The sequence below is a fragment of the Fundidesulfovibrio agrisoli genome (assembly GCF_022808715.1).
In the GTDB taxonomy this organism is placed as follows: Bacteria; Desulfobacterota; Desulfovibrionia; order Desulfovibrionales; family Desulfovibrionaceae; genus Fundidesulfovibrio; species Fundidesulfovibrio agrisoli.
In genome coordinates, this window is the sequence record NZ_JAKZKX010000010.1 from 103,455 (window position 1) to 126,761 (window position 23,307).

22 protein-coding genes are annotated in these 23,307 nt (G+C 67.5%); 15 read left to right on the forward strand and 7 right to left on the reverse strand.

Translation table 11 applies throughout. The annotated features are described in order from the left end of the window. Positions 1–161 precede the first annotated feature (161 nt). Positions 162–1,016: a flagellar motor stator protein MotA gene (motA, locus tag MLE27_RS09480; protein WP_243311824.1), complete on the forward strand. Its 855-nt coding sequence runs from the start codon at positions 162–164 to the stop codon at positions 1,014–1,016. An 84-nt stretch (positions 1,017–1,100) separates the two neighbouring features. Here the strand turns inward: motA and MLE27_RS09485 are convergent, their stop codons facing one another. Further along, entirely contained in the window at positions 1,101–1,700 is a 600-nt protein-coding gene (locus MLE27_RS09485) for a hypothetical protein (RefSeq protein ID WP_243311825.1), read from the reverse strand. 448 nt (positions 1,701–2,148) lie between these two features. On the opposite strand from MLE27_RS09485, the gene MLE27_RS09490 reads away from it, so the two are divergent. Genes MLE27_RS09490 through MLE27_RS09515 form a run of 6 tightly spaced genes read left to right on the forward strand, consistent with a single transcriptional unit; the run spans position 2,149 to position 7,289 of the window. Beyond that, entirely contained in the window at positions 2,149–4,095 is a 1,947-nt protein-coding gene (locus tag MLE27_RS09490; RefSeq protein ID WP_243311826.1) for an NADH-quinone oxidoreductase subunit 5 family protein, read from the forward strand. Further along, positions 4,095–4,943 carry a respiratory chain complex I subunit 1 family protein gene (locus MLE27_RS09495; protein WP_243311827.1) on the forward strand — a complete coding sequence of 283 codons (849 nt, stop codon included), beginning with the start codon at positions 4,095–4,097 and terminating at the stop codon, positions 4,941–4,943. The genes MLE27_RS09490 and MLE27_RS09495 overlap by 1 nt, the downstream gene beginning before the upstream one ends. A 30-nt stretch (positions 4,944–4,973) precedes the next feature. Further along, on the forward strand, positions 4,974–5,417 hold the full coding sequence (locus MLE27_RS09500) for an NADH-quinone oxidoreductase subunit B family protein (RefSeq protein ID WP_243311851.1): 444 nt from the start codon (positions 4,974–4,976) through the stop codon (positions 5,415–5,417). 24 nt (positions 5,418–5,441) lie between these two features. Then, positions 5,442–5,828: an NADH-quinone oxidoreductase subunit C gene (locus MLE27_RS09505; RefSeq protein ID WP_243311828.1), complete on the forward strand. Its 387-nt coding sequence runs from the start codon at positions 5,442–5,444 to the stop codon at positions 5,826–5,828. Positions 5,829–5,831: 3 nt separating this feature from the next. After that, the gene (locus MLE27_RS09510) at positions 5,832–6,905 is read left to right on the forward strand and encodes a hydrogenase large subunit (RefSeq protein WP_243311829.1); all 1,074 of its coding nucleotides are present in this window, start codon (positions 5,832–5,834) and stop codon (positions 6,903–6,905) included. A gap of 15 nt (positions 6,906–6,920) precedes the next feature. Next, positions 6,921–7,289: a 4Fe-4S binding protein gene (locus tag MLE27_RS09515; protein WP_243311830.1), complete on the forward strand. Its 369-nt coding sequence runs from the start codon at positions 6,921–6,923 to the stop codon at positions 7,287–7,289. A 110-nt stretch (positions 7,290–7,399) separates the two neighbouring features. On the opposite strand, the gene MLE27_RS09520 is transcribed toward MLE27_RS09515, so the two are convergent. The 5 genes from MLE27_RS09520 to MLE27_RS09540 form a co-directional block, all read right to left on the reverse strand. Further along, positions 7,400–8,284, reverse strand: a complete 885-nt coding sequence (locus MLE27_RS09520) for a tetratricopeptide repeat protein (protein WP_243311831.1) — start codon at positions 8,282–8,284, stop codon at positions 7,400–7,402. Then, positions 8,263–9,432: a GNAT family N-acetyltransferase gene (locus tag MLE27_RS09525; protein WP_243311832.1), complete on the reverse strand. Its 1,170-nt coding sequence runs from the start codon at positions 9,430–9,432 to the stop codon at positions 8,263–8,265. Before MLE27_RS09525 ends, MLE27_RS09520 begins: the two co-directional genes overlap by 22 nt. 51 nt (positions 9,433–9,483) lie before the next feature. Next, entirely contained in the window at positions 9,484–9,840 is a 357-nt protein-coding gene (locus MLE27_RS09530; RefSeq protein ID WP_243311833.1) for a hypothetical protein, read from the reverse strand. A 140-nt stretch (positions 9,841–9,980) separates the two neighbouring features. Continuing rightward, on the reverse strand, positions 9,981–11,540 hold the full coding sequence (locus MLE27_RS18155; RefSeq protein ID WP_243311834.1) for an AlbA family DNA-binding domain-containing protein: 1,560 nt from the start codon (positions 11,538–11,540) through the stop codon (positions 9,981–9,983). 137 nt (positions 11,541–11,677) lie between these two features. Further along, positions 11,678–11,821, reverse strand: a complete 144-nt coding sequence (locus tag MLE27_RS09540) for a hypothetical protein (RefSeq protein WP_243311835.1) — start codon at positions 11,819–11,821, stop codon at positions 11,678–11,680. A gap of 103 nt (positions 11,822–11,924) precedes the next feature. Here MLE27_RS09540 and cbiR point away from each other — a divergent pair, with 103 nt between their 5' ends. Genes cbiR through MLE27_RS09560 form a run of 4 tightly spaced genes read left to right on the forward strand, consistent with a single transcriptional unit; the run spans position 11,925 to position 15,253 of the window. Beyond that, entirely contained in the window at positions 11,925–12,689 is a 765-nt protein-coding gene (gene cbiR, locus MLE27_RS09545) for a cobamide remodeling phosphodiesterase CbiR (protein WP_243311836.1), read from the forward strand. Continuing rightward, complete coding sequence (locus MLE27_RS09550; RefSeq protein WP_243311837.1) at positions 12,686–13,192, forward strand: bifunctional adenosylcobinamide kinase/adenosylcobinamide-phosphate guanylyltransferase; 507 nt, start codon at positions 12,686–12,688, stop codon at positions 13,190–13,192. The genes cbiR and MLE27_RS09550 overlap by 4 nt, the downstream gene beginning before the upstream one ends. Before the next feature lie 7 nt (positions 13,193–13,199). Then, positions 13,200–14,252, forward strand: coding sequence for a DHH family phosphoesterase (locus tag MLE27_RS09555; protein ID WP_243311838.1), 1,053 nt, complete (start codon positions 13,200–13,202; stop codon positions 14,250–14,252). Then, the gene (locus MLE27_RS09560) at positions 14,249–15,253 is read left to right on the forward strand and encodes an HD-GYP domain-containing protein (protein WP_243311839.1); all 1,005 of its coding nucleotides are present in this window, start codon (positions 14,249–14,251) and stop codon (positions 15,251–15,253) included. The genes MLE27_RS09555 and MLE27_RS09560 overlap by 4 nt, the downstream gene beginning before the upstream one ends. A 7-nt stretch (positions 15,254–15,260) precedes the next feature. On the opposite strand, the gene MLE27_RS09565 is transcribed toward MLE27_RS09560, so the two are convergent. After that, a complete protein-coding gene (locus MLE27_RS09565; protein ID WP_243311840.1) occupies positions 15,261–17,636 on the reverse strand; it encodes a methyl-accepting chemotaxis protein in 2,376 nt (791 codons plus the stop codon). 102 nt (positions 17,637–17,738) lie between these two features. On the opposite strand from MLE27_RS09565, the gene MLE27_RS09570 reads away from it, so the two are divergent. The 4 genes from MLE27_RS09570 (at position 17,739) to malQ (ending at position 23,207) form a co-directional block, all read left to right on the forward strand. Beyond that, a complete protein-coding gene (locus MLE27_RS09570; protein ID WP_243311841.1) occupies positions 17,739–18,461 on the forward strand; it encodes a M48 family metallopeptidase in 723 nt (240 codons plus the stop codon). A 195-nt stretch (positions 18,462–18,656) separates the two neighbouring features. After that, on the forward strand, positions 18,657–20,576 hold the full coding sequence (gene glgB / locus MLE27_RS09575; RefSeq protein WP_243311842.1) for a 1,4-alpha-glucan branching protein GlgB: 1,920 nt from the start codon (positions 18,657–18,659) through the stop codon (positions 20,574–20,576). A gap of 179 nt (positions 20,577–20,755) precedes the next feature. Next, complete coding sequence (locus tag MLE27_RS09580; protein ID WP_243311843.1) at positions 20,756–21,691, forward strand: YkgJ family cysteine cluster protein; 936 nt, start codon at positions 20,756–20,758, stop codon at positions 21,689–21,691. 13 nt (positions 21,692–21,704) lie between these two features. After that, a complete protein-coding gene (gene malQ / locus MLE27_RS09585) occupies positions 21,705–23,207 on the forward strand; it encodes a 4-alpha-glucanotransferase (protein ID WP_243311844.1) in 1,503 nt (500 codons plus the stop codon). Positions 23,208–23,307 lie beyond the last annotated feature (100 nt).

Consider the following 23,307-nt stretch of genomic DNA (forward strand, 5'->3'; position numbering starts at 1 on the left):
GAGGCCCTGTCGCTCGTGCCGCTTGACTTCGCGACCTCTTCGGGGGAATTTGCTGCGGCCGCAGGTGCCCCTCCCGGTCCGGAAGGTGGCCGCCGTCTGGGGCGGGCAAGCCGTATCTGCCCTGAATCATAAGATCATCCGCCTGGAGGGCCGGGCACCATATGAACGCCATCATAGGCATTGTCGTTGTCCTGGGCAGCGTCATCGGCGGCTACGTGCTCTCGCACGGGCAGCTGATCGTGCTGGTCCAGCCTTACGAGTTCCTGACCATCGGCGGGGCGGCCTTCGGCGCGTTCTTCATCTCCGCGCCCATGAGCACGGCCATCGACGTGCTCAAGCACATCCCCCAGATATTTACCGCCAAGGAAGACTCCAAGGCCTTCTACCTCGAGCTGCTCTCCCTGATGTACGAGCTGTTCCAGCTGGCCCGCCGCTCCGGCGCGGTGGCCCTGGACGCCCACGTCAACCGCCCGTCGGATTCCGACGTGTTCCGCCGCTACGCCTCGGTCTCCAAGAACAAGACCGTGCTCAACTTCATCTGCGACAACCTGAAGATCGTCATCGCGGGCAACATCGAGCAGCACCACTACGAAGCCATCATGGATACCGACATATCCACCCGCAAACACCACGACAACATGCCCGCCGCCTCCGTGAGCAAGATCGCGGACTCCCTGCCGGGCCTGGGCATCGTGGCCGCGGTGCTGGGCATTGTCATCACCATGGGCGACATCAACCAGCCCCCCGAGGTGCTCGGCCACCACATCGCGGCAGCGCTCGTCGGCACCTTCCTGGGCGTGCTGCTCTGCTACGGCTTCGTGGGCCCCATGGGCTCCCTGCTGGAGCACCAAGCCGCGGCCAAGCAGGCCCGGCTGAAGGTGGTCAAGTCCGCGCTGATGGGCTACTCCATCGGGCTGGCCCCCATCCTGGCCGTGGAGTACGCACGGCGGGCCATCCCCTCCAACGTGCAGCCCTCCATGGAGGAGCTCGAGGAAGGCATGAAGAAGGGCGGCTGATCGCGCTTCACGCCCCGCGCATCAAACGACAACGCCCCCTTCGGCCAGGCCGAAGGGGGCGTTTTGCATTCTGGGCGGGGCGGATCAGGCCTTGCGCTGGGCGGCCTTGGCCTCCTTGGCCAGGCGGGCGGCGCGGATGATCTCCAGCTCGCGCATCAGGCGCTCAAGGCGCAGCCCGCTTGGGGGGCGGTGGTGCTGGCCCAGGGCCTTGCGGTTCATGTCGTCGCACCACTTGGTCAGGTCGGCGATGCCGTACTTGGTGGCGTCCGCGAAGGAGACTGCCTTCTCGTTCTGGTCGGGTACGCCGTCCCAGTGGAGCCTGAGGCCCAGGTAGTCGCGCGCGCCGTGGTGCTGGGAGAACTGCACATCGTACCCGGTGAAAAAGCTCAGAGGCTCGCCCATGACGTCCATGGGGTCCACCAGCTTGAAATAGACCAGCACGGCCACCCCGAGGAACTTCTCCGTGGGCACGGGCTGCTCCGAGCGGAAGGAGAGGCACATGCCGTTGGACGAGATGTCGTCGATGCGCGGCAGTGGAGGCCTGCCCTGGATCATCTTGGGATCGCCCAGGTCGCTCAGGTGCAGGTGCCCCATGGCGGAACTCCTGCGCAGCCAAACCGCCAGTTCAAGGACGTAGCTCTCGTCCACCTCGACCCTGAACGTAGACCTGTAATCGTCCATCACGCCTCTCTCCTGGGAGCCCAACGCCAAAAGGAAACATTATCCATGTGTTCGAGCTGTCTGGTAACGTTTTTTTGCGCACAAGCAAAGAACCTGGAGCACTTCCCGAGAACTTCTGCCCTGTGTCATTCTGACACGGGAAATTCGTCCGCCGTTTACCGAGAGATTTCTGCCGTTCACCGGCCGATTGCGACCGCTTATGCCGGGCCGGAAAAACAATCCGCCAGCGGAGCGCGAGAAACAGGCGTGCGGCCTGGAAATCCGGCCCGGCTTGACCGGAATGTTCCAATTCCTTAAGACTTACGCCCAATATCAAAATCCAGAATCGGCAGTTGGCGGTCGGCCGGGGGGCCGGCGGTGTATCATAACGCACATCGGGGGAGGGAAAGGAAAAGGCGCAGAGATTTCGAGGCGAGGAGACTGACTCGACACAACCTAACGTGAGGTGAATATGGACATCTTGGTTTTCGCGACCGTGGTGCTCCCGTTCCTGGCGGCAATCGCTCTCTTGCTGCTTCGGGACAAGGGCTCCAGAGGCCTGATCGTGGTCGGAACTGCGGTGGTCCTGGCCGCGGCTTCCCTGGCCCTGGTCGGGCAGGGCGCGTTCGAGTACGGACCTAAAAGCATCCTTGGCATCAGCCTGGACGGTTTGATCACGCTGCTCGATTTTGCCCTGTTGTTCGTCATCCTGGTCATCGCCATGACCAAGCTCAAGAACCCTCTGGTCGCAGCTCTCACCGCGATCCAGATCGTCGGGCTCATCTATCTTGAATTCTTCATGATGGACCACGGCGCGGCCAAGGCCGCCCCCGCCATGTTCGCCGACAGCCTGTCGATGATCATGGTGCTGGTCATCTCCATTGTGGGCTCGCTCATCTGCGTGTACGCGCTGGGCTACATGCCCGCCCACGAGGATCACCTCCACCTCGCGCGCTCGAAGCAGCCCCGCTTCTTCTTCTACCTCGTCGCCTTCCTCGGCGCCATGAACGGCCTGGTTCTGGCCAACAGCCTGCTGTGGCTCTACTTCTTCTGGGAAGTGACCACCTTCTGCTCCTTCATGCTCATCTCCCACGACGGGGACGAGACCTCCGTGAAGAACGCCACCCGCGCCCTGTGGATGAACATGACCGGCGGCGTGGCCTTCGTCTTCGCGCTGATCTTCCTGCAGAAGACCGGCACCGGCCTCTACCTGAGCGAGCTGCTCAAGCCCGGGTTCTCCGCCGCGGGCGCGGCCGCGCTGATCCCGCTGTTCATGCTCTGCTACGCGGGCATCACCAAGTCGGCCCAGGTGCCCTTCCAGAGCTGGCTCACGGGCGCCATGGTGGCCCCCACGCCGGTCTCCGCGCTGCTGCACTCCTCCACCATGGTCAAGGCGGGCGTGTACCTGGTGCTGCGCCTGGCCCCGGCCTACGCGGGCACCATGCTCTCGGGCACGCTGGCCATGTTCGGCGCGTTCACCTTCCTGACCACCTCGGCCCTGGCCGTGGGGCAGTCCAACGCCAAAAAGGTGCTGGCCTACTCCACCATCGCCAACCTGGGCCTGATCATCGCCTGCGCGGGCATCAACACCCCGGCGGCCATCACCGCGGCCATCGTCATCATCATCTTCCACGCGGTGTCCAAGGCGCTCATGTTCCTGTGCGTGGGCACCATCGAGCAGAAGATCCACTCCCGCGACCTCGAGGACATGCGCGGGCTCTACATGGTCATGCCCAAGACCACCATCGTGGCCCTGGTCGGCGTGGTGACCATGCTGCTGCCCCCCTTCGGCGTGCTGATGGGCAAGTGGATGGCCATCGAAAGCGCGGCCGCCATGAAGTACATGCCCGTGACCGTGATGCTCGCCCTGGGCTCCGGCCTGACCGTGATGTTCTGGGCGCGCTGGGCCGGCATCCTGCTCTCCACCCCGTACCCCAAGGGCGTCCCTGCCGAGCCCCAGGCCGGAACCGTGCGCGGTCCCCTGGTGCTCTTGGCCGCCGGCGCGGTGCTGCTCTCGCTGTTCGTGCCCTTCATCTACGGCGGGCTGATCGAACCCGCGGTGCGCAGCTCCCACAAGGCGGCGGGCTTCGTGCTCGACGGCTTCAACTTCGTGAACCAGCAGGGCGTGTTCTACGTCTACCCCCTGTTCCTGGTGCTGGGCGTGGGCTTCTACTTCGCCTGGAAGCAGGCCCGCAAGGTTGAAGCCGCCGATTGCGTGGGCCCCTACCTCTGCGGCGCGCAGTCCCCCGGCGACGACAAGGCCTTCCTGAGCACCGCCGGCGCGCCCGTGGGCTACCAGGCATCCAACTTCTACCTGACCTGGCTCTTCGGCGAGGAACGCCTCACCGGGCCGATCAACATGGTCTCCGGCGTGCTGCTCGCGGTCATGCTGGGCCTTCTGCTGGGAGGGGTGATCTAATGGGTAAGCTCCTGCTCGCCACCTTGGCGGTGTTCCTGGCCCCGATCGTGGGCGGCCTGATCGCCGGTATCGACCGCAAGATCACCGCCCGTCTGCAGTCGCGCTTCGGTCCCCCGATCCTGCAGCCCTTCTACGACGTGTTCAAACTGCTGGGCAAGGCGCCCATGATCATGAACCCCTGGCAGGTGCTCACCGTGTGGGTCTACCTGCTGAGCTCCATGCTCACGGTGTTCCTGTTCTTCATGGGCTCCGACCTGCTGCTCATCTTCTTCGTGATGACCATCGGCGCGGTCTTCTTCGTCATGGGCGCGCTCTCCACCCAGTCGCCCTACGCCCAGGTGGGCGCCCAGCGCGAGCTCATCACCATGCTCACCTACGAGCCGCTGATCATCCTGGTGTTCGTGTCCATCGCCATGGTCACGGGCAGCTTCAAGGTCAGCGAGGTGTTCGCCTACGGCAAGCCCCTGCTGTACCAGCTGCCGCTGATGTTCATCGTGCTCGGCTACGCGCTGACGATCAAGCTGCGCAAGTCGCCCTTCGACATCTCCGCCTGCCACCACGCCCACCAGGAGCTGGTTCGCGGCGTCCTGACGGAGTATTCCGGACCCCAGCTGGCCATCATCGAGATCGCCCACTGGTACGACGTGGTGTTCGTGCTCGGCCTGTGCGCCCTGTTCTGGGCCACCAGCGCGCCCGGCATGATCATCCTGCTCGTGGTCACGTACTTCGCCGAGCTGGTCATCGACAACGTCACGGCCCGCATGACCTGGAAGTGGATGCTCCAGAGCGTGTGGTGCTGGGGGCTCGCCCTGTCGGTGCTGAACCTTCTCTGGCTGTACGCCGGCTAATCCTTCGTCACCGGGAGAAAATCCATGAGCATGCTCAAAGACTGGATCAACAAGGGCCGGCTGAAGTCGCCGTGGGTCGTTCATTTCGACTGCGGCTCCTGCAACGGCTGCGACATCGAGGTGCTGGCCTGCCTCACCCCCGTCTACGACGTGGAGCGGTTCGGCATCCTCAACATTGGCGACCCCAAGCACGCCGACGTTCTGCTGGTCACCGGCACGGTGAACCACCGCAACAAGCACGTGCTCAAAAACATCTACGACCAGATGCCCGAGCCCAAGGCCGTCATCGCCATGGGCGCCTGCGGGCTGACCGGCGGCGTTTTCCGCGAGGCCTACAACGTGGTCGGCGGCGTGGACAAGGTCATCCCCGTGGACGTGTACGTCCGCGGCTGCCCCCCCAAGCCCGAGGCCATCATCGACGGCGTGGTCCTTGCCCTGGAGAAGGTCAAGGCCAAGCTGGAAGCCGCCGGCTAACCACAGCCCAGAGAGGTATCGAACATGCTTGCCAACGAACAGGCCGTCACGGTGGACACCCTGATCCCCGAGTGCCAGACCCGCTTCGACGCGGGGCTGCGCCTCGTGGGCATCTCCGCGGTGGAAATCAAGACCGACTCCACCTTCGACGTGCTGTATCACTTCGACAAGGATCTCCAGGTCTCGCACCTGCGCCTCAACGTGCCCAAGGCCGACGCCGTGCCCTCCATCTCCGGGGTGTACTTCGCGGCCCTGCTGGCGGAAAACGAGATCAAGGACCAGTTCGGCGTCAACTTCCAGAATATCGTCATCGACTTCGGCTGCACGCTCTACCTCGAGCCCGAAGTGGTGAAGAGCCCGTTCTGCACCTTCACTTTCGCCAAGAAAGACAAGGTCAAGGAGGAGGCCTAGCCCATGCGTACTATACTTCCCTTCGGTCCCCAGCATCCGGTGCTGCCCGAGCCCATCCACCTGAAACTGGTGGTGGAAGAGGAAAAGGTGGTCGAGGCTCTCCCCAACCTGGGCTACGTGCACCGCGGCCTGGAGAAGCTCACCGACATCCGCGACTACAACCAGATGGTCAACATCGTTGAGCGGGTGTGCGGCATCTGCTCCTGCATCCACGCGCTGAACTTCTGCGAGGCCGTGGAGGAGATGATGAAGATCGAGGTGCCCCAGCGCGCGCACTTCCTGCGCGTGATGTGGTCCGAGATCCACCGCATCCACTCCCACCTGCTGTGGCTGGGCCTCTTCGCCGACGGTTTCGGCTTCGAGTCCCTGTTCATGCAGCTGTGGCGCATCCGCGAACGCTCCATGGACCTGATGGAAGCCACTGCGGGCAACCGCGTGGTCATCTCCACCAACATCGTGGGCGGCGTCCGTAAGGACATCACCGAGGAGCAGAAGACCTGGATTCTCGCCGAGATCGACAAGATCGAGGCCGAAGTGCGCCAGGTGGAGAAGACGCTCCTCTCCGACTACACCGTGAAGAGCCGCTGCTGCGGCAAAGGCGTGCTCACCAAGGAGCAGGCCCACCAGCTCGGCGCCGTGGGCCCCTGCCTGCGCGGCTCCGGCTGGGCGCAGGACGCCCGCATGACCGGCTACGCCGCCTACGGCCAGCTCGATTTCGAGCCCGTGGTCGAGCACGACGGCGACTCCTACGCCCGCTGCGTGGTGCGCTTCCGCGAGGTCTACACCTCGTGCGACCTGGTGCGCCAGGCCCTGGCCAAGCTGCCCGGCGGCGAGCTGGCCGCCAAGTTCAAGGCCAAGCCCGAGGGCGAGGTGTGGCGCAGGGTGGAGCAGCCCCGCGGCGAGCTCTTCTACTACATCAAGGGCAACGGTTCGAAGTTCCTGGAGCGGGTCAGGATCCGCACTCCGACATTCGCCAACATCCCGCCGCTCCTGGCCATGCTGCCGGGCTGCGACCTGGCCGACGTGCCGGTCATCGTGCTGTCCATCGACCCGTGCATCTCCTGCACCGAGCGCTAAGAAGGAGCCCGAGCCATGTTCGAAATGACGCGAAACGTGCTGAAGAACCTCATGGGGAAATACTCCACGAGGCTCTACCCCTTCGACACCCGTGAGCCCTTCGAGCGCTTCCGGGGCACCCTGGACATCAACGTGGAGGAGTGCATCTTCTGCTCCACCTGCGCCAAGAAGTGCCCCAGCCAGTGCATCACGGTGGACGTGAAGAACCGCACCTGGACCTGCGACTCCTTCGCCTGCGTGTATTGCGCGGTCTGCGTTGAGAGCTGCCCGACCCAGTGCATGAGCATGTACCCCGTGACCAAGCCCGCCGCCGGCGAGAAGAGCCTGATCTTCTACCAGGGCGCGGCCAAGATCAAAAAGCCCAAGGCCGAGAAGCCGGCCTAAAGGGCGTAACACCCTGCAAACGAAAGCCGCTCCGGGAGACCGGGGCGGCTTTTTTGCGTTGCGGACTGTATGGAAGGGAAAGGGGCGGCGGGAGAGGGCCAGGAGGGCGGTTACTTGCCCTTGCCGCCCTTGCCGGCCAGCTCGGCCAATCCTTCCCGGGCCTGCGGGTCCTGCGGGTCATAGCCCAGCACGCCGCGCCAGAGGCGCTCGGCCTCCTCGCGCTTTCCTTCCGCAAGGGCCTTGCGGGCCTGATTCCCCAACACGGTGACCACGGCCAGCCGCGCGGCCCCGCTCTGGGGTTCGAAGGCCAGGGCCTGACGCCAGGCGTTGAGCGCCAGGTTGTCCATGCCCTGGCGCAGATAGGCCCGGCCCGCCAGCACAAGGCCCGGGGTGTTGCGCGGGTCCAGGTCCAGGGCGCGCTCCAGCTCCAGGCGGGCGTTCACGGGCAGGCCCATTGCCAGAAAGGTTTCGCCCAGGGCGAAGTGCAGGGTGGCGTCGTCTCCGGCGGTCTCCTGGGCCTTGGCCAGAAGCGGGGCGGCCTGCCGCTCGCGCCCCTGGGCCAGCAGGCAGGAGGCCGAGCCGAGCTGGGCCCAGCCGTTCTGCGGGTCCAGGGTGGCGGCGCGGGAATAGGCGGTGTACGCAGTGGCCGGGTAGCCCTGGGCCAGGTGCACGTGGCCCAGCCAGATCAGGGCCAGCACGTTGTCCGGGTCGCCCTCCAGCACGGCCTTCAGGCCGTCCGCCGCCTCGTCCAGCTTGCCCTGGAGGGCGTCCAGCTGCGCCAGGCGCACCAGGGCGAAGCTATCCCGCGGGGCCAGGCGCAGGGCCGACTCCACGCTGCGCCGGGCCTCGCCCAAGTTGCCGCGCGCCTGCCACTCCTGCGACATGAACAGCTCGTCCAGCGCGGTCTGCGCCCCGGCGGGAGCAGCCCCGGCCAGCAGCAGCGCGGGCAGGGCCAGGGCGGCCAACAGTGCGCTCAGGGCCTTTTGAAGGGACACATGGCCTCCAGGTGTTGGATGTGCTCTTGGGCGATGGCGTTGAGCTGCGGGATGTGGCGGGTGAACACCTTCGCGAGCACGGGGTCAATGTAGCGGTGCATGCTGCGCGTGGTCAGGGAGCGGAAACCACGGCGCGGCTTGTGCTCGCCGCCCATGCCGGGGTCGTAGCGAGGGATGCTGCGGCGGATGGCCCATTCCATGGGCGCGTAATAGCACAGCTCGAAATGCAGGAAAGGTATTTCGCGGGCCGCGCCCCAGTAGCGGCCGTAGAGGGCGCCTTCGTCGTGGATTAGCAGGGCCAGCCCCACCGGGTCGTCGCGACCGTTCTCGAAGGCCGCGCTGAAGGCCAGGCGCTCGCGGAAGCAGTCCGCCAGCCCCAGGAAGAATTCGCGGGTCAGGTACTTGCAGCCCCACTCGCCGAACTTGTCGTTGGTGTCCTCGTAGTAGTGGTGCATGAGCCCGAACCACTCCTCCGGGGCCTGCGTCCCCTCCACCACCTCCACCTTCACGCCGGATTCAGCGAGGCGTTTGCGCTCCTTGCGGATGGTGGTGCGCGCGCCGCTGCGCATGGTGGCCAGAAAGTCCTCGAAGTCCGCGTATCCCGGGTTCTCCCAGATGAATCCCTGATGCTCCCAGGCGGTCATGCCCCACTGTTCGAGCTGGTCCCCGAAGTCGTCCTGGATGAAGAGCGCGTGCAGCCCGCTGAAGTTGTTGGACTGGGCAAGTTGGAGCATCCCCGAGAGCATGGAGTGGTGCAGGGCGGCCCGGCGCGGGAAGGAGGGCCGGGAGAGGAATCTGTAGCCCCGCACGGGGGTGAAGGGCGAGGCGGCCACCAGCTTGGGGTAGTATTCGATGTTGAGCTGCCGGGCCAGGTCCGCCCAGAGGCGGTCGTACACGAACTCGCCCTCGCCGTGGCCCTTGGCGTAGAGCGGGGCAGCGCCCACAAGGCCGGCCTCGTCGCGCACGGCGCAGTGCAGGGGCAGCCAGCCGGTCTCCGGGCGCACGCTGCCCGAGCGCTCCAGGAGGTCAAGCCATTCCCAGCGCATGAAGGGCGTCGTCCCCGCGGCCAGGGTGTTCCACTCCAGCGGGTCGAAGCCCTGCATGGAGCGCTCCCAGGAGATGGTCACGGTGTCGTCGGGATGGCTCATGGCGGGGGGAGGAAAGGCCGGGGCCCGAAGGCCCCGGCGGGCGGGCGGAAGTTATTTTATGTTGGCCCAGGCCTGGTCGCCCTTGAGGAAGAGCTCGATCTCCACGGCCTTGCAGATGTCCACGTCCTTGATGGTGTAGCCGAGCTTGTCCACCACGGTGTAGCGCAGGTCCCACATGCAGTTTCCGCGATCATGCGGGACGGCGATGTTGGTCTTGGTGCCGGGCTTGAGCTTGTACTTCTTCAGCAGGTTCTGACCATACTGCTTGGTGCCGGTGGGGGCCAGGAAGATGCCCTTGATCTCCACGTCGGCGGAGTTGATGAAGACGATGCGTTTTTCCGCCGCGAAGGCCTGAACGGACGCCAACATGGCGACGAGCAGCACGGACAGGACGAGGAACTTTCGCATGGTTTTCTCCGGTTCGGGTTCTGGGGCGGCGTCCGCGCCCCGGTGGCTGCGCCTCACATCGGTTGGCCCCGCGCATCCGCAGGGAGAAACCGTATCCGACACCTAGCGTTTCTTGCGCCCCGTGTCCAATGCCTCGCGCCTCAGCGGGAGCCGTCCTTGCGCAGGACGCGGCGGTGGAACTCCGAGATGGAGAGCCTGCGGCTGGATGGCCCGGCGCGCACGTAGAACTCTTCTTCCTTGGCGCCCTTGAGGAACACCGGCTCCTCCGAGGGGGAGCACTCGATCAGCAGCACCTGGGCCTCCCCCACGCTGCGCAGGGCGAAGCGCGCCAGGCGCATGAACTCGGTGCCGATGTGCTGGGCGAAAAGGGAGCAGAAGTGGCGCAGCAGGTGGTCGTCGTTCTCGAAGCCGTCGGCCTCCAGGCCCAGCACCTGGCCCTGGTCGTCCACGCCCACGGCCAGGATGCCGCCGTCGGTGTTCATGTAGGCCGCCAGCGTCTTCATGCTGGCCAGCTCGATCTCCTTGCCGAACTTGCCCGAGGCCAGGTTGAGGCGCAGGGTGGATTTGAACTCAAGGCGTTCGCTCTCGCCGCGCGCCAGAAGCTTGAGCACGTCGGCCTCGGTCTCGAAGAAGGGGCCGGGCGAAGCGCGCCCGCGTTTTCGCAACTGCACGCCCAGCACCACCAGCAGCCCGAGCACCAGGATCACCCCGCCGCCCAGCAGCAGGGGGGTGCGGTTGTCCGTCAGGATGAGGGAGAGCAGGGCCTCCTGCGAGACGGCCAGCCCGGCCGAGGCCGGGTACGCCGCGTCGGACACGGGTTGCAGGGCGGCCCACCAGGCCGCGCCCCCGGCCTGGAAGCTGAAGGCCTCGCCCACGGGCTTGTCCTGGGCCAGCCAGGCGTTCATGGCGCCCGCGCGGGCCTTGTCCTCCACCTGCTGCCGGGGCACGAACAGGGGGCCGGGGCCGGGGGCCTGGCCCGCGCGGTCCAGGTCGAGCAGGAGGCCGGAGGGGGTGAAGAGCAGGGGGCGCACGTCCTGCAGGTGCTGCTCGCCGCTTAAGGCGTCGCGCAGCCGCTCCACGGTGAAGCTGAAGCAGAACTCCTGGGCGGCGTTTCCGTCAGGCCCGGCGGGCGCGGCCACGCTCACGGCGGAGCGGCCGGAGCCGGGCAGGGGGTGCACGCCGGTCCAGGCGGGCCAGGAGCGGGGCTCACGGCCGGAGGCCCGCATTATCTCGGCGGCCAGGGCGGCCAGGTTGTCGTCGGAAATGTCGGCCTGCCCGGCGGGGTGCATGTTCCTGTCCAGGAGCAGGCGCTTGCCCTGCGGCTCCTCGCCGCCCGGGCGCACGTAGAGGGCGAAGCCCTCGGGCAGGCGCGCGGCCAGGGCCACCACGCCCCGCTGGTCCAGCAGGGTGGCCGCGTCCACGGAGGCCTCGTTGGTCAGGGTGGAGAGCACCAGCATCTCCGGGCTGTCCGGGGCCAGGCCCCTCGTCTGGGACTGGCCCAGCAGCCTGCTGGTCAGGCTGAGGGAGGTGAGCGCGGGCACCAGGTGCGCGCTCAGGCGGTCGCGCACGCCCCGGCTCTCGGACTCCACGATCTGTGCGTAGAACATCCGCGAGACCCGGGCGAACTCCAGGGAAGCCAGGGAGGCAACCACTGCCACCAGCAGGATGATGATCGCAAGCGTCGCGCGCGGGCTCTTCACGGGGCGTCCTTGATCTGGGAATGCGCGGGCGGAGCCAGGCCCGCCCGGGAGATGGGTACAGGGCGGCGTGGCGAAACACAACAGCAAAACGCCCGGTTGGGGCGAAGGAAAAGAGCGGGGATGCGGGGGGCTTGCGCTCAGGGCAGCAGAGGGAATAGGAAGCGTTCGTAGGCGCGGCACACTTTCTTGGCGACCGGCCCGGGCAGCCCGAAATCCTTCAGGCGGCAGTAGACGTGCAGCGGATTGAAAACGTGCTGGATTGCGTTGCGGATACGAGCCACTCCTCGGGTCCCCCTGACAAAAATGAAAACTCATAACCTGCTGCAATTATTGAGCAAGGTCGAGTCAATCAAAGACATGCTTTTGTAACAAGCAGCCCCAGGCATGACAAGCGAAAACATTCCTTCCTCCGAGGTTCCCTCCCGCGTGCTGGCCGCCACGAGCTGGCTCTGGCCCACCACCCTGGCCGACAACCTGGCGCGCATCGCCGCCTGGGACCTGCCCGTGCGCCAGGCCGCGCTGCTCTTCTACCAGAGCGCGCCCTCCCTGGCCTACACCCCGGAAGACATCCCGGCCATCCCCGGCCTGGAATCCCACGCGCACCTGCCCGTGGATCTGCCCTGGGAGCGCGGGGCCGAGGCCGTGTACGCCGTGATCTCCCGGCTGATGGAGCTGGCCGGGAACCTCTCGCCCTGGGGCGGGGTGCTGCATCCGCCCGCCGACCCCGGGCAGCTCGAGGGCGTGGCCGCGCTCTGGCGCGAGGCCGCCCCGGGCTGGCGGCTGCTGGTGGAGAACGTGCCCGGCCAGGGCCTGCGGCGGCACTGGCCGGTGATCCAGGCCCTGGATCTGCCCGTGTGCCTGGACGTGGGGCACATGATGGCCTTCGGGCAAGCCTGGCTGCCGGGCCTGCCCGGCCTGTGGGAGCGGGTGGAGCTTTTGCACTGCTACGCCCCCGGCACCGAGGCGGGCAGGCACAGCCACCTGGCCCTGGACAGGCTCACCCCGGCGCAGGCGGAAGAACTGCGCGCCGTGTTCGAGGCCTTGCCCGCGAAAACGCCGGTGCTTTTTGAAGTTTTTTCCGAAGAGGACTTGCGGGCCAGCCTGGAAACATTCTACGGTCTGCACCACGAGTGGGGAACTGCCCCATGATCCGGCTGGTGCTTGGCGGCGAGAAATCGGGCAAGTCCGACATGGCCTACGGCCTGTTTCAGGAGGCGCCCGGGCCGGGCGTGATCCTGGCCATGGGCCGGGCCCGCGACGAGGGCTTCCGCCGGCAGATCCTGGCGCACCGCCAGGCCCGCGACCCCGCGCTGCCCGTGCTCGAACCCGGGCTGGAGCTGGGCGCGGCCCTGCAGGAGGCCTCGGCCAAGGGCCTCAAGGTGCTGGTGGACAGCCTGGACTTCTGGGTGTTCGCCTGCCTGGAGGACGGGCGGGACCGCTCTGAGGAGCTGGCCCGCGCCCTGGAGGCCTTTCGCGGGGCGGACGCCCCGCACTGCCTGCTGGTGAGTTGCGAGGTGGGCCTCGGCCCGGTGGCGGCCACCTCCCTGGTGCGCCGGTTCGCCAGGGCGCAGGGCGCGCTCAACCAGCGGCTGGCGGCCCTGGCCGACGAAGTTCGCCTGAGCGTGGCCGGGCTGCCGCTCAGGCTCAAGTGAGAGGGACATGGCGATCTTCAGAGTGCTCACCGAAAAGCTGGCCGGGCTCACGGGCCTGATGCGCCCCCAGCAGCGCTGGCTGATCGTCATCAACGCCGATCCCGACGCCATCGGCAGCGCCATGGCCCTGCGCCAGATCATCCGCAGCCGCGGAGCCCAGGCCGACATCGCCCACGTCAACGAGATCTCCCGCCCGGACAACCTGACCATGATCCACAGCCTGCGCATCCCCCTGGCCAGGCTGACCCCGGGCATGACCGGCCTCTACCAGCATTTCGCCATGGTGGACTCCCAGCCGCACCACTGCACCGAGTTCCCGCCCCTGGACTACGACGTGATCCTGGACCACCACCCGCTGGACCCCAGGCACCCCGTGCAGGCCAAATACGTCGAGATACACCCGGAGTACGGCTCCTGCAGCGCGTTGCTCACGGAGTACCTCTACAACCTGGGCATCGTCCCGGGGAAGCTCCTGGCCACGGCCCTGCTCTACGCCATCAAGACCGACACCATGACCTTCGAGCGCCACTTCTGCGACACGGACGTGAAGGCCTTCAGCTACCTCTCCAAGTACGCGGACAAGATGCTGCTGCGGCGCATCGTGCACTCGGATTTCCACCGCCGCTGGCTGAAGTTCTTCTCCCGGGCCTTCGCCCGAGCGCGCTACATCGGGCGGGAGGGCTTCCTGGCCTACGTGGGCAAGGTGGAAAACCCCGACGTGCTGGTGGTGCTGGCCGACTTCTTCCTGCGGGTGCACGGCCTCTCCTGGGATTGCATCGCGGGCCAGTACGGCGACAAGCTGGTGGCCGTGATGCGCTCCGACGGCCTGCGGCGCGACATGGGCAAGAAGGCCCATGCCTGGTTCGGGGACTACGGCAGCGCGGGCGGGCACATGATGGCGGGCCGGGCCGAGATGGACATCGCCCGGCTGGACGGGCGCGACCCGGAGCAGTTCCTGCTGGCGCGCCTCACCGGGCGGGCCAACCCGTCAGGCGCGGGCCACCGGGCCGCGAAGGAGCACCCGGTCCAGGCGCAGAGCGAGGGGAGACAGGCCCCATGAACCCTGTGCACAAGCCCGGCGCGAAGCCCTCCCTGATCTCGCAGCGCGGGGAGGACTACTTCCCCATCCAGCCCAACACCATCCTGCCCGGCACGGAGGGCATGTTCGACCTCTACCTCCAGCGCGCCGGGGGATTCGTGCTCTACGCCCGCAAGGGCGAGATCTTCAGCGTGGAGCCCAAGCTCAAGCAGGCCCTGGATCTCACGGCCTTCTACATCCGCGTGGACCAGCGCTTCGACTACGAGTCCTACCTGGCCAGGAACCTGGGCGCGGTGCTGCTCAACCCCGACATCCCCGTGGAGGAGCGCTCCCGCCTGTTCTACCAGATCTCCTCGGGCATCATGAAGCAGAGCTTCACCGGCAAGCTGCCGCGCGGCCTGGACGAGAAGACCTACCAGGAGCTGCAGACCCTGGTGAAGCGCGGCCTGGCCTTCCTCTCAAAGCCGGGCACGCTGACCAGCCTGTCGGAGTTCCTCTCTCACAAGTACCACACCTACACGCACTCCCTGAACGCCATGGTGCTGACCATCGCCATGCTGCAGTCCCTGCCGGACGTGGACCGCTCCATCCTGTTCGACGCGGGCCTGGGCGCCGCCCTGCACGACATCGGAAAGACCGAGATACCCGACGCCGTGCTCAACAAGGCCGGGCCGCTCACCCAGGCGGAGTGGGAGATCGTGCGCACGCACCCCGTGCGGGCTCTGGGCATCTGCGCCACCATGCCGCTCAACCACGTGACCACCAACACCATCCTCTTCCACCACGAGCGCTGGGACGGCAAAGGCTACCCCGGGGGCATGTCCGGCGAGGCCATCCCGCTCACGGCGCGGGTGCTGGCGCTGTGCGACGCCTACGACGCCCTGACCTCGGAGCGGCCCTACGCCAAGGCGCTCAACCCCTACAAGGCCCTGGCCGTCATGCGCGAGGAGATGCAGGGGGCCTTCGACCCGCAGCTCTACAAACGCCTGGTCTTCGTGCTGGGCAACGCGCGCATCGTCTGACGTTCGCCTAGTTCCCCATTCCCCTGATGAGCTCCTCCAGGCTGGCGGCCTGGTTGTCCACGTCGGCCAGCGCGCGGGAGGCCTCCTCCATGCCTTGCGCCGTGCGGGAGGACACGTCCTCGATCTCGGCCACGGCCTGGCTGGCCTGCATGCTGGCGCGGGCCTGGTCCCCGGCGGCGTGGGCGATGGCCTTGGCCTGCTCCGACGCGCCTTCCACGATGGAGACGATGCGGCCCAGGTAGTCGCCGGAGGACTGGGCCAGCTCCGTGGTCTCCACGATCTCCTTGGCGGCCTTCTCCGTGGCGGAGAGGGTGCCGGCCGCGCCGGAGCGGATGGCGTCCAGGGTGGCGCCCACCTCGTGGGTGGCCTGCATGGTCTTCTCGGCCAATTTTCGCACCTCGTCGGCCACGACCGCGAAGCCGCGCCCGGCATCGCCCGCGCGGGCCGCCTCGATGGCGGCGTTGAGGGCCAGCAGGTTGGTCTGATCCGCGATGTCGCCGATCACCTGGAGCACCTTGCCCACGTTCTCGGCCTGCGCGCCCAGCTCGCGCATGCGCTGCTGCAGCTCGAGCACCTGGCCCTGCACCGAGGCGATGGACTTCACGGCCGTGCGCACCATGGCCTCGCCCTCCTGGGCGGTGCCGCGGGCGGTCTCGGCGCTCTGGGCGGCCTCCCCGGCCAGGTCGGCCACCTGCTGGGCCGAGCCGTTCATGGCGGCCACGGCGGAGACCGTCTCGGAGGCGCGCTCGTTCTGGAGGCTGGCGCCCTCGGCGGCCTGGGCGATGCAGCCGGAGAGCCTGCGCATGGCCTCGCCCAGGCCCACGGCGATGTCCTGGGAGGTGCTGGCCGCCAGGGCCAGGGCGTTGTTGCGCTTCTCCAGCTCGCTCTCGTGGCGCTTGATGTCGGTGATGTTGGTGAGCACGCCGCAGACGCCGATGACGTTGCCGTCCAGGTCGTGCAGCAGCTCTGAGTCCACCAGGGCGTGGTGGATGTTGCCCCGGCGTGTGGTGAAGTCGATCTCGGCCTTGTAGGCGCAGCGCTTGTTGTCCAGGCAGTCGGACATGATGGTGGGCTTGGTGGCGTCGTTGCGTACCAGTTCGGCCACGGTGAGCCCGGTCCAGGCCTCGGGCTTGCCCTCCACCTCGATGAAGTCCAGCAGCTCCTGGTTGGTGTAGGTCACCTTGCACTCGGCGTCGGCCACCAGCAGGGGCACCTTGAAGGCCCGCAGCAGGCCCTGGTTGAAGCCCAGGCGCTTGCGCAGCTCGCGCACCATGTCCTGGATGTCCCCCGAAAGTTCGGCGAATTCGGCACGGCAGTCGCGGGGGAGGGGCGCCTCGAGCTGGCCGTGGGAGACCTTCTCGGCGTAGCCGCGCAGGCTGCGCAACTGGATAACGATGCTGCGGCCGATGAGGGCCACCATGGCGCAGGCCGCCAGCACGGCCAGCAGGCTCAGGCCCAGGGCCAGGATGGCGTTGCGCTTGTAGTGGGCCACGCGCTTGGCCAGCAGGGTGTCGAGCTCCTTGGAGCAGGTGTCCCAGAGGGCCATGTCCGCAACGATGGCCTTGTCGCCCAACGCGGCCAGCTCGTCGCGCATGACCCTGCCGCCCCGGTTCATCTTCTCCATGGCCGAGATGAGATCCTTGTTGGCCTTCTCGTAGGCCTGCATGGCGGGAGGCACGTTGCTCTGGAGCGTGGGGGAGACGCCGTAGAAGTTCTCGTCCTCCTTGATGGCGGTGCCCAGGTCCGCCAGGACGCGCTCCAGGTCGGATTCGCGCAGCATGGCGGTGTACACGGCCAGGGCGCTGCGTTCGGACAGGCTCAGGTCGCTGCCGCCGGTCATGGGCAGGGCGTCGCGCAGGGCCTTGGCCGTGCGGTCCAGCGTCTGGGGCACGGCCAGCAGCACCACGTCCATGAGGTAGTAGCTGTCCAGGTCGGGGTCCAGGATCAGGTTGGAGGCGTCGCCCGCGTGGGAGATCATGCCGCGCACGTCCGCCACGATGGCGTCCAGGGCCATGGGGGTGGCCTTGGGGCCGGCGCTCTTCCAGCCCTGGGCCACCTTGTCCGGGTGGTAGGCTTCGCGCCCGCGCTTGGCCAGCTCCGCCGGGGTGAACTGGAGGTCCGCCCCGAGCCGCGCCTGGAGTTTGCCCAGCGCTGTGAAGTCCTGGTCCACCTTGGCGGAGGATTTCTCCGCGTCGGGCAGATGGGCCAGCAGAGAGACCAGCGGGCGCAGGTAGGCGTTGCCCGAGATTTCCAATTCCGCGAAATCGATATCCTTGTTCAGGCCCTGCAGGGTGAAGTAGGTCAGAACGGCGATGGGCAGCGCGAAAGCGAGGCAGCTCCCGGTCAGCTTGAGCGGGATGCGGGCGTTGGACAAAAACGACATGTTACGGCTCCATCCAGAACAGATTTACAAAAACGTCATGGACGGGTGCAATACGACATACGGTTTTTGACAGCAAGCACTTCACGGGGGCATAATCGGGGCGTGACGAAATCAGAACGAATCACCCCGGAGTACAGGCTCAGGGTTTCGGGCAGGGCCCGCAACGTGCGGCTGGTGGTGGCTCCGGGAACGGGGCTGACAGTTGTGGTGCCCAAGGGCTTCGACCCGGCGGAGGTGCCCACCATCGTGGCCCGCCGGGCGGACTGGGTGCTCGGCCACCTGGAGCGGCTGCGCGGGCTGGGGCTGGACGCCCCCAGGCAGGAGCCGCCCCCGGCCTCCATCGAGCTGCGCGCCCTGGGCGAGAGCCTGCCCGTACGCTACCGCACCGGGCCGGGCAAAACGGTGCGCGTGGCCGGGGACGGGCCCGGCGGCGTGAGCGTGGCCGGGGCCATCGCCGAGCGGGAGCTGGTGGCGCGCGGCCTGAGGACGTGGCTCAAGCGCAAGGCCGCCCAGGCCCTGCCAGCCTGGCTGGGTGATGAGTCCTCGCGGCTCGGGCTGCCCTGCGGCCCGGTGAGCGTGCGCCTGCAGCGCTCGCGCTGGGGCAGCTGCACGGCCAAGGGCGGCATTTCCCTCAACGCGCGGCTGCTGTTCCTGCCGCGTGAGCTGGCGGGTTACGTGCTGGTGCACGAGCTGGCCCACACCGTGCACCTCAACCACTCTCAGGAGTACTGGCGCTTCCTGGAGGGGCTGCTGCCGGGGGCGGCGGTTCTGGACCGGGCCCTGCGCTCGGCCCGGCGCTACGTGCCCGCCTGGGCCCAGGACTAAAGCCCGCTGATTGATGACAAACCCCGTCTTCGGGGTTTCGAGAGCCGCTGACGGGCGGCGAAGCCGCCCTGCTCCGGGCTCCGCTGCGCGGAGGGCTGCCGGCAACGCGGCAGCGCGAGGGCTAAAGCCCTCTTTCCCTGGCCGGTCAATTGGCCTATCCTGCGCAAAGATACCCAGACGCATCCAGGAGACGGAATGGCCGCAAACGTTACCCACGGCGTGAGCCTGCTCACCGACCACGACATCTACCTTTTCAAGGAAGGCAGCCACTTCAGGCTCTACGACAAGCTGGGCTCGCACCCGCTCTGCGTGGACGGGCAGGAGGGCACGCTCTTCGCCGTGTGGGCTCCCAACGCCCGCAAGGTCTCCGTCATGGGGGACTTCAACGGCTGGAACACGCGCAGCCATCCGCTCAGCCCCCGCCTGGACAGCTCCGGCATCTGGGAGGGCTTCGTGCCCGGTGTGGGGCAGGGCGCGGTCTACAAATACCACATCACCTCGAACAACGGGGGCCAGAAGCTGGAGAAGGGCGACCCCTTCGCCCTGGCCTGGGAGGTGGCCCCCAAGTCCGCCTCGGTGGTCTGGAAGCTGGACGACTACCGCTGGAAAGACGCCGCCTGGATGGCCAACAGGGAGGAGCGCAACGGCTTTTCCGCGCCCATGAGCGTCTACGAGATGCACATCGGCTCCTGGAAGCGCCACCCGGACACCTGGCACTCCTACTCCTACCGGGAGCTGGCGGCGGACCTGCCCGGCTACCTCACGGAGATGGGCTTCACCCACGTGGAGTTCCTGCCCGTGATGGAGCACCCCTATTTCGGCTCCTGGGGCTACCAGACCCTGGGCTATTTCGCCCCCTCCAGCCGCTACGGCACCCCGCAGGACTTCATGCACCTGGTGGACGCCCTGCACGCCGCCGGGATCGGCGTTCTGCTGGACTGGGTTCCTTCGCACTTCCCCACGGACGGCCACGGCCTCTCCCGCTTCGACGGCACCTCCCTCTACGAGCACGAGGACCCCAAGCAGGGCTACCACCCGGATTGGAAGAGCTCCATCTTCAACTACGGGCGCAACGAGGTGCGGGCCTTCCTGCTCTCCTCGGGCCTGTTCTGGCTGGACCGCTACCACGCCGACGGCCTGCGCGTGGACGCCGTGGCCTCCATGCTCTACCTGGACTACTCCCGCCAGGAGGGCGAGTGGGTGCCCAACGTCTTCGGCGGCAAGGAGAACCTGGAGGCCATCGCCTTCATGCGCTCCCTGAACGAGGCGGCCTACACCAGCTACCCCGGCATACAGACCGTGGCCGAGGAGTCCACGGACTGGCCCATGGTCTCGCGCCCGCCCTACCTGGGCGGCCTGGGCTTCGGCATGAAGTGGAACATGGGCTGGATGCACGACACCCTGGACTACTTCGCCAAGGACCCGGTGTTCCGCAAATACCACCAGGGCCAGCTCTCCTTCTCCATATGGTACGCCTTCAACGAGAATTTCGTGCTGCCCCTCTCCCACGACGAGGTGGTGCACGGCAAAGGGTCGCTCCTGAACAAGATGCCGGGCGACCACTGGCAGAAGCTGGCGGGCCTGCGCCTGCTGCTGGGCTACATGTGGGCGCACCCGGGCAAGAAGCTGCTCTTCCAGGGCGCGGACGTGGCCCAGTGGGCCGAGTGGAGCCACGACGGCGAGGTGGACTGGGGCCTGCTCCAGCACCCCGGCCACGAAGGCGTGCGCCGCTGGATCAAGGACCTCAACGCCCTGTATAAGGCCGAACCCGCCCTGCACGAGCTGGACTTCGAGCACAAGGGCTTCCAGTGGGTGGATTTCCACGACGCCGAGGCCAGCGTGCTCACCTTCCTGCGCCTGGCGCGCGACCCCTCGGACGTGGTGCTGGTATGCCTGAACCTCACCCCGGTGCCGCGCGAGGGCTACATCGTGGGCGTGCCTTCGGGCGGGCTCTGGCGCGAGATGCTCAACTCCGACGCGGACTGGTACCACGGCTCGGGCATGGGCAACGCCGGGGCCGTGGAGGCCCATGCCTTCAAGGCGCACGGTAGGCCCTTCAGCCTGGAGCTGACCCTGCCGCCGCTGTCGATCATGTTCTTCAAGCCCGCGCCCTAAGGCCGGGCCCGGAACGCCGGAGTGCGGCCAGGGCCGCCTCCACTGTCCGAAACGGCCTGAAGTGACGTGGGATTCCAAAGGGCGAAGCGGGACTTCGTCCTTTGGCCGCCGGAGGGCTTCCCCGGCCCGTCCCCGCAACCAGACAGTATACATTTCAGATTCAAGGATTCACCGACCCCATGAACGAACTGCATTTCGGCTGCACCCGCTGCTCCACCTGCTGCCGCTCCAGCATCCCGCTGGGCATCGCCGAGGCCCTGGACTACGACGACAGCTTCCTGCTGGCCCTGGTCTTCTCCGTGGAGACCTGGAACCTGGACGACTTCTCCAAGAACCGCCCGGCCACGCCCCTGAGCCACGAGGAGCTGCTCACGGCCCTGGCCTTCCGCAAGGACAAGCTCGCCCAGGATCCCAGCCGGGACATGGTCTTCCGCGTGGGCAAGCTCAAGGCCACGGGGGAGCGTGTGGCCACCTTCATCACCGTGGGGGCCTGCGCCCTGGGCGAGCGCGAGGCCGGTGCCGCGCGCTGCGCCGCGCTGGACCCGCGGGGCGAGTGCTCCCTCTACGAGCGCCGCCCCCTGGCCTGCCGCGTCTACCCGCTGGACCCGCTCTTCCCGGAGATGCTCCAGAACGTGCCGCTGCGCGCCCTGGGCCAGCGCACGGGCTGCGACACCTCCGATGACGCGCCCATCCTCTGGCGCGACGGCAAAATCGTCGACCCCGACGCGGCGGCCGCCCTGGCCGCCCGGCAGGAGACCATCCGGGACGACTCGCTCTTCCTGCCCTTCTGGGGCCTGGCTTCGGGCAACTTCCCGCCGCTGCCCGGGCTTTCGGAACTGCTGGGCTCGGTGAAGGGCAACGGCAAGGTGGACCTGCCCTTCGCCCCGGCCCTGGTCTACCTGGCGGCCGCCGGCAAAATCACGCCCCGGCGCGCAGAAGAGTGCCTTGAGCGCCAGATGGCCCTGGCCGATCGGGCGGTGGCGGAGGCCATGGCCCGCAAGGACAAGTCCGAGCGGGCGCGCACGACGGTGCTGCGCAACTGCGTCACGCTCATGGCCGGGCTCAAGGGCCGCGTGGCCGACGCGGCGGCCGGGCTGGCCGCCATCACGGACTGAGGGGAGGGGAGTCATGCACAAGCGCGGCGCGGGAATCCTTCTGCACATCACCAGCCTGCCTTCGCCCTACGGCGTTGGCGACATGGGGCCGGGGGCCTACGCCTTCGCCGACTTCCTGGAGCGCGCCGGGCAGTGCTGCTGGCAGATACTGCCGCTGACGCCCACCTCCAGCTTCATCGGGGATTCGCCCTATTCCAGCGACTCGGCCTTCGCGGGCAACCCGCTGCTCATAAGCCCCGAGATCCTGGCCGAGGAGGGGCGCATCGGCTGGGCCGACATCGGGGAGATGCCCGAGCACTGCCCGGACTTCGCCGTGTACCCCGCTGCCCAGGCCTTCAAGCAGCGCCTGCTGGACCTGGCCTTCCAGAACGCAGCCCCCGGCCTGGAGTCCGACAAGGATTTCCTGCGCTTCAAGGCCCGCCACGCCCACTGGCTGGAGGACTACTGCCTGTTCAAGGCGGTGAAGGCATCCCTGGGCGGCATCTCCTGGACGCGCTGGCCCGCGCCTCTGCGCGGCCGCGACCCCGAAGCCCTGCTCGAGCGGCGCGAGGCCCTGGCCCCGCAGATCCTGCGCGAGGCCCACGCCCAGTTCCTGTTCTACGGCCAGTGGGAGCGGCTGCGGGCGCACCTGGCCAGGCGCGGCATCCTGCTCATCGGGGACGCGCCCATCTACGTCACGCAGGACAGCGCGGACGTCTGGGCCAACCAGAAGCTCTTCAAGCTCGGGCCGGACCGCGAGCCCCTGTTCGTGGCGGGCGTGCCCCCGGACTACTTCAGCGAGACCGGCCAGCGCTGGGGCAACCCCGTCTACGACTGGGACGCCCACCAGAAGGAGAACTTCGCCTGGTGGATCAGGCGGCTGGCCCACAACTTCGCCCTGTACGATTTCGTGCGCCTGGACCACTTCCGGGGCTTCGCCGGCTACTGGGAGATCCCCGCCGCGGAGAAGACCGCCGTGAACGGGGCCTGGGTGCCCGCCCCCGGCATGGAGTTCTTCAAGGCCCTGCTGGGGCACTTCCCCACGCTGCCCATCCTCGCGGAGGATCTGGGCGTCATCACCCCGGACGTGCGCGAGCTGCGGGACGGCTTCGGCTTCCCGGGCATGAAGGTGCTCCAGTTCGCCTTCGGGCCGGGCATCGGGGAGAACTGCGACGCGCCCCACAACCACGTGGAGAACGCCGTGGCCTACACCGGCACCCACGACAACAACACCACCCTGGGCTGGTACCGCCAGGACGCCGGGCCGGAGGGCCGCGCCAGCCTGCAGAGCTACCTGGGGCGCGAGGTCGGCGAGTGGGACGTGGCCTGGGCCATGCTGCGCGCGGCCTACATGAGCGTGGCCCGGCTGGCCGTGGCCCCCATGCAGGACGTGCTGACCCTGGACGAGGGCGCGCGCATGAACACCCCCTCGCTGGCCAAGGGCAACTGGTGCTGGCGTTGCAGGCGCGAGGCCTTCACGGACGACCTGGCCGCCCGGCTCGCGGCCATGGCCAAGCTCTACGGGCGCTCGCGCTGAACGCCCTGCCGCCACGCCGTATTGACAGCAATGTCAGATAATTAAATGGGATTCCAAAGGGAGGAACTCCCTTTGGCCGCCGGAGGCATCTCTTGGTCCG